This is a genomic window from bacterium (genome assembly GCA_024228115.1).
Classification (GTDB): domain Bacteria; phylum Myxococcota_A; class UBA9160; order UBA9160; family UBA6930.
The window spans coordinates 20,496-29,770 of record JAAETT010000656.1 but is presented as its reverse complement, the minus strand read 5'-3'; the positions used below and the strand labels follow the sequence as shown (position 1 = coordinate 29,770).

The window sequence follows — 9,275 nt, the reverse complement described above, 5'->3', positions numbered from 1 at the left end:
CCGAGTCCCGGGGCCCCAGTGGAAAGCGCCTGGCGCTTTCCACTGGGGCCCCGGGACTCGGCAGCGGAGAAGCCGGAATCAGAAGAGAAAGCGGACATTTCTACTTTGGAGAAAACCGGACATTTGTACTTTGGGCCGACAGTATTCAATGACCCTCGGTCAGAGGGCAAAGACAAGGGGATTGGGATGAATCGGTTTCTAGCAATCGCATTGGTGGGTCTCGCCATCTTTGCATGGACCAGTAGCGCATCTGCCGCTCAGATTGACGTCCAGTACGGCTTCGCAGGGGCCTCCTACGATGTCGGCGCGCCGCCGTCGACGGCCACAGGCACGGGCACTTACACGATCCGGTACAGCGGCGGCTCTACCACTCTTAACGGCAGCTTGTCCTCCGGCACGGCGACGCTTCTCTCGTTTGGGCTTACGTTCACGGCGGGCGTGCCGCCTACGATCTTTGCGAATACCGTCCCGGGGTTCGCCGTCCTCGGTTCGCAGGCCGGGACCCGCACGGCGGGAGGCACGGACATCTTCGCCGGCATGGCGTGGAGCATCCCTGTGGCTCCTCCGACGGTCCCGTTCACCCTTTTCTACACGGGTAACCTCACGCATTCGATTGGCTCAGCCTTCTCTGGGGCTGGTATCCTCAGCATTCCCGCGATCGCCTTCACCGCTCCCTGGACGGTTGCGGGCGGAAGCGCGGAGCTTTCCCGCACCATGGTCCCCGAGCCTGGGCTGGTGCACCTGCTTGGCAGTGCAGCCGGCATGTTCGGCCTCGCCATGGCGGGCAGGGCCGGCGCTCGAAGAGTCCGGCGCTAGCCAAAGCTGGGAACGGTCGTCGCCGCGCCTGAGAGGCGGGCGACCTTGCCTTCTGGCAGCCGCCCGGGACCCGCAAGGGTTCCGGGCGGCTTTCCGTTGGGCCCCCGCTCGCACGCTCCCCCGGGATCCCGTCGGTCCTGGCTCGCCTGGTGCACGGGACCCATGCGCCGGCGGTCGGCGGTGAACAGCCGACAGAACGACCCCCGCGATCTGGCCTCGGATCGGATCGCCTCGTCCTCCGCGCCCGCAAGCGCCCACTCAGTGCTCTTGGCCTCCCACTTCGGACGCCTCTCCAGCCGGGAGCATGTCGAGGCCGCAGCTCTCCCGGGCCCAGCGCCAGACGCCGGTCGTCAGCTTGGGGGTCGGTTGCTTCCGAATGGCGAAGCGGGCGATCGAGGCGGCTTCGTCTTGGCGGTCGGCGGCGCATAGCGCGTAGAGCTGGAGCTCGACCAGGGCAGGGCCGCTCTGCCCGCGCGCCGCGACGTTGCGCAGCAGGCGGACGGCTTCCTCCCAGTCCCGGCGCACGAACGCGTGCAGGGCCTGTTGTTGGAGGACGTACACGATCTGCTGCTTCGTGGGGCGCGCGTTCTCGGCGAGGGTCACCCGATTCACGTCGGTCCCCAGCCCCCAGAGCACCAGCGTCGACAGCTCGGTCTCGCGCAGCATCCAGTCGAGGTCGCGGGCCACGGCATCCGCATCGCGCGTGACGAAGCGATAGCCCGCCGCCGTGTGGTCATTGAGCACGCGCTGGGCCTCGAACCACGGCAGCGCTCGCTCGCGTAGCTCCGGGGAGAGCGCCTCCCGTACGAAGGCGCTCTCCTGGAAGCGGCGACGGGCGTCTGCGGCGTCCACCCAGGGCGCGAAATCGGGCCAGAGAGCCGCGCGGTCGGGCAGGTGGTGGCTCAGTCGCTTCGGGAAGTCATCCACCAGCGGCGGCGCCCCGTCCACGAAAGCCCGAAGCTGCCGGGAGTCGGCGAGGAAGGTCGCGGCGAGCTGCTCCGGGTGTTCGAGAGCGATCTCCCGCAGGGCGGGCAGGCGCTCCGGATCGCGCCAGGCCGCGCCGAAGTCGGCGTCGGATACGTCCCAGCTGCGTCCGCGCGAGCCGACCAGCATCCAGTCTCCCGCGGTTCCATTCCAGAGACTGCAGTCGGAGAAGACCTCGCAGTAGGCCGAGACGATCGATCGTGCGTCTTCGACCGTGAGGCCGTGAATCGGCAGCCAATAGGTGTGGATGCCGTCCTCGGTGAGGCGATCGTGGCTGAGCTGGAAGTACTCCCGGGTGTAGAGATTCACGACTCCGGCGTTCTTGGGCGGGGGGGGCTCGCCCGTGATCAGGTCGTAGCGGCGATCGGTTGTCTGCAGGTAGTAGCGTCCATCCTCGATGTGGACGTGAACGCGCGGATCGTCCAGCGGGTTGCTGCCAGGCTCCGGGTGGATCACCGACGACATCTCCAGGATCTCCCGCGAGATGTCGACCACGTCGATTCGCTCGAGCGAGGGCGTGTCCACGAGCGCTCGCGCCGTGTTCCCGACGCCGTAGCTGATGAGCAGGGCCTGGCGCGGCTCGGGTTCGAAGGCGTTGGGCAGGACGACGTAGAGCTTCATGTAGCGCCGTGCCTCCCGCCCTGAGGAAGACATGGAGTGGCCGTTGGTGACCAGCACGTGATCCAGGTGCTGCCCGAGGAACTCGGAGTCCAGGAGAACGACGGTCTCCGTGCGCCCCTCGTCGACCGCCGCAATGGCGCGCACGCCCCCTTGGAGATAGTGGCCAATGGATCGATGAAGGAACGTGCCCTCCATCAGACCGAAGGGAAAGAAAGCCAGGGAGGCCAATCCGGCGGCGGCAAGCGCCCACCCAGCCCGACCCAAGCGGCCCCTCGCGCCGATGGCTGCGGGAAGCGCGAGCCACGCGACCAGGAGATAGGCGGCGGCCGCCGCGAAGAACGATCGCTCGATTCCGAGTAGAGGAAGCAGTACGAAGCCACCCGCGAGGGAGCCGAGGCCCGATCCGAGCGTGTTCCACAGCGTCATCCAGCCCGCGGCCCGCGTTGGCGGGGCGACCTCCCGCTCGAGTGCGGTTCCGATGCAGGTGAACACGGCACCCGAAAGGAAGGCCGGAATGAGCATCAGGGCCGCGCTGTACTTCGCGGTCTCCAGCCAACCCGCAGTGTAGCTCTCGCGCTCCGGCAGGAGCGCGAACGTTGCGTACAGTGCAACGATCACCGCCCCCGAAAGGAGAGATAGCAGCGGGGCCAGCCAGTACGCATCCGGGCGAGCCCTCAGGACTCGCCCTGCTGCGAGACCGCCGAGCGCGATGCCCGTGAGCACGACGCCGAGCATCGCCGAGAAGACGAGGCTCGTACCGTGAACGAATAGCAGCAGGAAGCGAAACCACACGACCTCGAGGGCCAATAGCGCGAAGCCCGAGAGGAAGGCCGCGGAGAGTAGGCGCCGCGCGGTTGGCGACACGAGGCTTGTCGCTTCATGGTCCGCGGACACCCTGCCAGCCGGGACGAAGCGGTCCGAGAGCGCGAAGGCCACGGCGGCGACCACCAGGTTGACCGAGCCCGCGACGAGCGCGCTGCCCCGCACGCCGAGCCACGCGAGCAGCGCCGCCTCTCCCGCCACGGCGCCCACGACGGCGCCCAGGGTGTTCCATCCGTAGAGCCGGCCGAGCACGGAGCCGAAGTTCTCGTCGCGCGCCAGCAGCGCCTTCACGAGAATCGGCAACGTTGCGCCCATGGCCGTCGAGGGCACCAGCAGCACGGCGAAGCCGACCGTCAGCCGGATCGCATTGGCGGCCCAGGGAACCTCGATCACCGGGCCGAGCACCGGGGTCAGGATGGGGACCAGCGACGGCAGCCCAACCACCAACAGGACGCCCGTCAGGGCGATCACGCCTTCGAGCCCAGCATAGAAGCGGACTGGCCGTGTGATCAGGCTGCCGTACCGAGCGACGACGCCGTTTCCCACTGCGAGGCCCGCCATGAACGCCGCGAGCACCAGGCTCGACGCCCATACACTGTTGCCGAACACGAGACCTGCCTGGTTGAACCAGAGCGTCTCGAAGAGCAGCGCCGACGCCCCCGACAGGAAGAAGATCGCGCACAAGAGAGTCGTCATGTCGTCGCTGGCTCGAGGATCCTCGTGGTTCGGGGCCGGCCCTCGTTGGGACCGAGGGGCGTAGATCGACAATTCTAGCGGCCCCCCCCATCAATGGGGGGCGCGATCGAACAGAGCAGGGCGAAGCCGCTCTGCGAAGATGCTCGGCCGGTTGGGTGCGACGCGTGCTATGTGCCGAGAAGCGCGTGGGTTGGAAGCTGCGTCAGGCCTGGGCTCTCGACCCGCAGGGGCCCACCCCTCCGACTGTCACCCGAATCCGCCCACGCCCCGAGGGCACCGATATAGAGAGATATTTTCGGAACGCGCTCATGGGCCCAGCCTGGTGGCAGTCTGGAAGGACGGCTTGAAAGTTTAACGCTGTTAGCTATCTTGAACGCCGTTCAATCCGCGCCCACGGATCCTGAATCCCTTCCTCCATGAGTGCCCAAGCCCAGCAGGAGCGTCGACGCGAGCGCCGTGCGGAAGCGCGGCGCGTGATCCTCGAAGCCAGCGATGCCCTCCTCACCGAAGGCGGTCAGGAGGCCTTCTCCATTCGCCGGCTGGTGGAACGCTGCGGCTACACGGCTCCCACGATCTACCAGCATTTCGGGGACAAGGATGGTCTCCTGGATGCGCTCCTCGCCCAGGGCTTCGAGCAACTCCTTGCGCAGTTCGAACGCGCATCACGAGTCGGGGATCCGATCGAGGACCTGACCCGCCTGGCGCTGATCTTCGTGCGCTACGGCATTCGCCATCCGAACCACTACCAACTGCACTTCCTGCCCCGCAACCAGGATTGGCAGCCGCCTGCCGTGATCGATGAAGTCCGGGCGCATTCCGACCATCTCTGGCAGCGCCTCTGGGAAGAAGGCCGGTTGCGAACCGGGGATCCGGAAAGTGCAGCCCAATCGCTCTGGTCGCTCTGTCACGGACTCATCTCCGGCCGCATCCATCGTCCGGATCGCCCCTGGTCGAAGACACTCGACCAGGATGCGATTGGCGCCTTGTTGCGCGGGCTGATCGAGCCCGCCCAGGCGAAGAGCACCCGTCGTCGAAAGAAGGAACCGAAATGCTAGGTCTCGAAAACTGGAAGCGAATCGCAGCATCCGCACTCGTGGCCATTGCCTTGGCGTGCTCCGAAGCTTCTGAACCGCCGGCCGATCTGGCTCGTCCTGTCGTCGTTCGCGAAGTGGAGATCGTGAAACTCGACGAGCAGATCGAAGCCACCGGGGAACTCCTGGCCAAGGAGTCGGCGACTCTTGCTTCCGAGGTCCCTGGAAAAATCACCGAACTCCTGGTCGATGAAGGCGACGAAGTCGAAGAGGGCAACCTGTTGCTCTCGATCGATCCGCAAAAACGCGAGCTCGAGCTTGCGGATGCGCGCGCACGTTTGACGGAGGCCGCAGCGAATCTGGAGGAAGAAGAGAGAGAGCTCGTTCGCAGGCAACAGCTCTTCGATCGCAAGATCGCCTCCAGCCAGGCGCTCGATAAAGCGAAGACGGCCCTTTCCCTGGCGCGCTCCCGCAAGCAGGCGGCTGAGGCGAGAGTGGGTGTCGCCGCACGAGCGGTGGAGGACAGTCAGGTTCGGGCGCCGTTCTCCGGGCTGATCGCATCGCGGGAAGTATCACGCGGTGAGTACGTGCGGGTCGGTCAGGCGCTCTTCGACATGGTGGCATTGGATCCAATCGAGGTCGAGTTCAGTGTTGCAGAGCGGGATTCGGCTCGCGTTCGGCTGGGGATGGAGGTTGCCGTGCGTGTTTCTCCGTATCCGGGCGAAACCTTTACTGGCGAGGTTTCCGTCATTTCTCCGCGAATCGATCGACGAACACGGACGCTGCGGGTGAAGGCACGGGTATCGAATGGTGATGGACGGCTCCGGCCCGGCCTCTTTGCGCGCGCCGATCTCGGTGTGGCAACGCGCGAGGGCGCGGTGGTCGTGCCGCAGGAAGCCGTTCTGCTGCGGGCCGAAGGGCAGATCGTCTACACGGTGGATGCCGAGGATCGGGTGCATCGTGTGGTCGTCGAAGCCGGGCTTCATCGGGAGGGCCGCGTCGAGATCGTCTCCGGGCTGAGCGAGGGGGATACGGTAGTGGTCCGGGGCCACGCGGCGCTCTCCGACGGCATGCTCGTCTCGCGACGGAATCCGGACGGAAGCGATGAGCGGAGTGAGGTGAACGTCGCGGGCGACGCCCCCAACATGGCAGCGGGTGGCACCGCGCCGTCGAAGGCCTTGCGTTGAACCCGATCGATCTCTTCATCCGGCGCCCCGTCCTCACGTGGATGGTTTCGCTCTCCCTGATTGTCTTCGGTGTGCTCGGCTTCGTGCGCCTGGGCGTAGACGCGTTCCCAGACATGGAATTCCCGGTCGTGGGTGTGACTGCGCTCCTCGAGGGGGCAAGCCCCGAGGTGATGGAAGAGGACGTCACGGATCCGCTCGAAGAGCATCTGAATACGATCGAAGGCGTTCGAAAGCTGTCCTCGCAATCCAGAAAAGGGAGGACCTCGATCGCGGTCGAATTCGTGCTGGGTACGAATCTCGATGCAGCCACCCAGGATGTGCGCGATCGGGTCGAGCGGGCCCGCTTCGATCTGCCACAGGAGATGGAACCGCCGGTCGTCAGCAAACACGATTTCAGTGGCTTTCCGATCATGTGGGTTCCACTGCTCAGTCCGCGCCCCCAGAACGAGGCCAGTGAGTTCGTCAAACGCCAGGTCAAACCTCTCGTCGAGACGATTCCGGGCGTCGCCGCCATCGAGATCTTCGGAGAGCTGAGTCGCGAGATCCGGATCTGGCTGGATGGTGAGGCTCTGCGTGCGCGCGGTCTCGCTGCAATCGACGTGATCGCTGGCCTCCGGCGCGAACACGTCGAGCGGCCAGGGGGTGTGGTCGAAGGTGGCATGATCGAGTTCTCGGTCAAAACCGATGCGGAATACCGAACGGTCGATGAACTCGCGGACATGGTCCTGGCCTTCGAGAACGGCGCCCCGATTCGGCTCCGGGATGTCGCTCGGGTGGAAGATGGCGTCGAGGATCAGCGCTTCTATTCGCGCTACGACGGCGGATCAGCCGTCGGAATCGGAGTGCTGAAGACCTCCGACGGCAATACGGTTGCCGTGGCCGACGAAGTCCACCGGCGGCTCGGGAGAATCCAGGAAACACTCCCGGACGACATGCGCTTCAAGCAGGGAGACGGTGTCGCGGATTTCTCCCGCTCGGTTCGCGAATCCGTGGAAGAAGCGATCTTCAGTCTCTGGTTCGGTGCACTGCTGGCGACATTGACGGTCTTCGTGTTCCTGCGCCGCTTCCGCCCGACCCTGGTCGTGGCGTTGGCGATTCCCTTCTCATTGGTCACGACCTTCGGCGTGATGTGGATACTCGGCTACACCCTGAACTCGATGACGCTGCTCGCGCTTACGCTGGCGGTGGGCGTCGTGATCGATGACGCCATCGTCGTGCTCGAGAACATCGAGCGGCATCGTGAGTTGGGAGAGGATCCGCGTGTCGCGGCCTCGAAGGGCGCGCGAGAAGTCGCATTCGCGGCTACGGCGGCAACGATCTCCATCGCGGTCGTCTTCCTCCCGGTGATCTTCGTCGACGGATTGGTCGGCAACTTCCTGGGAGAGTTCGGAGCGACGGTGGCCGCCGCCGTGATGATCTCGCTCTTCGTCGCATTGAGCCTGACGCCCATGCTTGCCGCGCGTATTCCGCCTCCCAAGGAACGAGCCCATGGCAGTATCTACGCCACCTTCGAGAGTTGGTTGGACGCGTTGGAAAGTGGATACCGGAAGGTCCTCAGTTGGTCCGTGAAACATCGGGCGATCACGCTCTTCGCGGCCACGCTCACCTTCCTTGCCGCCTTCGGTTTGGCAGGACAGCTTGGTGCCGAGTTCTTTCCGTCCTCGGATGAGGGTCGCTTCTTCATCACCATCGAGACACCCCCGGGAACCAGCCCGGAAGGGACGCTCGAAATGCTCAAGCGGGGCGAGGATTGGGTGCTCAGCCAGCCGGAAGTTGCCGGTGCCTTCGGCGGGGCGGGTACCGGCGGCTCCATCAGCGGCCCGGATCCGACGCGCGGCATCATGTTCGTCATGCTCAAGAATCGCGCCCAACGGGAGCGCAGCGCGCAGGAGCTCGTTCGTGAGGCGCGGGAGGTTCTCTCGAAGATCCCGGGCATGAAGGTTCGCGTGAGCGACATGTCCGGTTTCGCAGGCAGCTCCGACAGCAGTGATCTGGAGGTCGAGCTCCAGGGCAATGTCGAGCTGTCCACCCTCGGCCAGCTGGGAGAACGGCTGATCGCCGAGCTCCGTTTGCGCAGTGGCTACGTGGGGCTGAACAAGAGCTTGAGACTGGGCAGTCCGGAAGTCCGTGTCATTCCCGATCGTGAGAAGGCCGCATCTCTCGGTGTCGATGCGGACCAGCTGGCTTCGACCGTGCAGGCAATGATCGGTGGCCTTCGGGTCGGAACGTTCAAGGAAGCGGGCAACCGCTACGACATCCGCATGCGTCTCGAGCAGGAGGATCGCGCCGATCCGGAATCGATTCTCGGGCTCTACGTCCGCACCCGTGCCGGAGATGTGGTCGAGCTGCGCAACCTGGTGACGATCGAGGAGACGGCGGCTCCGTCCATGATCACGCGAACCAATCGCCAGCGCAGCGTGAAGATCTCGGCAAACCTGGAGGAGAAGGATCTGGGTACGGCTCTGGCCGAAGCCCAGGCGATCGCAGCGGACATCCTGCCGGAAGACGTGAAGCTCATCGCTTCAGGCGGTTCCGAGGAGTTCCTTGCCTCCTTCCAGGAACTGGGCTTCGCGATGGTGCTTGCCATCCTCGTCATCTACATGATCCTGGCCGCCCAGTTCGAGAGCCTGGTCCACCCGCTGACGGTCATGTTCGCGTTGCCCCTGGCCATGGTTGGCGCCTACGGCGGGCTCTTCCTCAAGGGAATGACGCTGAACATCTTCTCGATGATCGGGATCATCCTGCTCTTCGGGCTCGCCACGAAGAACTCGATCCTGCTGGTGGACTACGCCAACCAGCTGCGCGAGGAGGGCATGGACAAGGTCACGGCGATGACGACTGCTGCCCCCATTCGCATGCGGCCCGTGCTGATGACCGCGCTTTCGATGATCTTCGGTGTGGCCCCCGCGGCCCTGGGTCTTGGCCCGGGTTCCGAGAGTCGGGCGCCCATGGCCGTGGCGACCGGTGCCGGCATGATCTCATCGACAGCACTCACCTTGCTGATCGTGCCGGTCTTCTACCTGGTGTTGGATGATGGTGTGGAGTGGCTGCGGGCCAAGCTTCGGCGCAAACCCGAGGCCCCCGCCCGCCCGGTGACCGCCTGAGCGCTTCCGCTAGA

General features: G+C 65.3%; 5 protein-coding genes. 4 read left to right on the top strand and 1 reads right to left on the bottom strand.

What is annotated here, in order from left to right; genetic code table 11:
- Nucleotides 1-186: 186 nt before the first annotated feature.
- Nucleotides 187-816: a hypothetical protein gene (locus GY937_27365; protein MCP5060434.1), complete on the top strand. Its 630-nt coding sequence runs from the start codon at nt 187-189 to the stop codon at nt 814-816.
- Nucleotides 817-1,074: 258 nt separating this feature from the next.
- Here GY937_27365 and GY937_27360 read toward each other — a convergent pair whose 3' ends face one another.
- Nucleotides 1,075-3,939 (bottom strand): spermidine synthase, encoded by a 2,865-nt coding sequence (locus tag GY937_27360; GenBank protein MCP5060433.1) that lies wholly within the window; start codon nt 3,937-3,939, stop codon nt 1,075-1,077.
- A 416-nt stretch (nt 3,940-4,355) separates the two neighbouring features.
- Here GY937_27360 and GY937_27355 point away from each other — a divergent pair, with 416 nt between their 5' ends.
- Genes GY937_27355 through GY937_27345 form a run of 3 tightly spaced genes read left to right on the top strand, consistent with a single transcriptional unit; the run spans nt 4,356 to nt 9,261 of the window.
- On the top strand, nt 4,356-4,994 hold the full coding sequence (locus tag GY937_27355) for a TetR/AcrR family transcriptional regulator (protein ID MCP5060432.1): 639 nt from the start codon (nt 4,356-4,358) through the stop codon (nt 4,992-4,994).
- On the top strand, nt 4,988-6,157 hold the full coding sequence (locus GY937_27350; GenBank protein MCP5060431.1) for an efflux RND transporter periplasmic adaptor subunit: 1,170 nt from the start codon (nt 4,988-4,990) through the stop codon (nt 6,155-6,157). The genes GY937_27355 and GY937_27350 overlap by 7 nt, the downstream gene beginning before the upstream one ends.
- On the top strand, nt 6,154-9,261 hold the full coding sequence (locus GY937_27345) for an efflux RND transporter permease subunit (GenBank protein MCP5060430.1): 3,108 nt from the start codon (nt 6,154-6,156) through the stop codon (nt 9,259-9,261). The genes GY937_27350 and GY937_27345 overlap by 4 nt, the downstream gene beginning before the upstream one ends.
- Nucleotides 9,262-9,275 lie beyond the last annotated feature (14 nt).

Coding starts and splice junctions, on each gene's coding strand:
- GY937_27365 (MCP5060434.1), top strand. CDS start 187: ATGAATCGGTTTCTAGCAATCGCATTGGTGGGTCTCGCCATCTTTGCA.
- GY937_27355 (MCP5060432.1), top strand. CDS start 4,356: ATGAGTGCCCAAGCCCAGCAGGAGCGTCGACGCGAGCGCCGTGCGGAA.
- GY937_27350 (MCP5060431.1), top strand. CDS start 4,988: ATGCTAGGTCTCGAAAACTGGAAGCGAATCGCAGCATCCGCACTCGTG.
- GY937_27360 (MCP5060433.1), bottom strand. CDS start 3,939: ATGACGACTCTCTTGTGCGCGATCTTCTTCCTGTCGGGGGCGTCGGCG.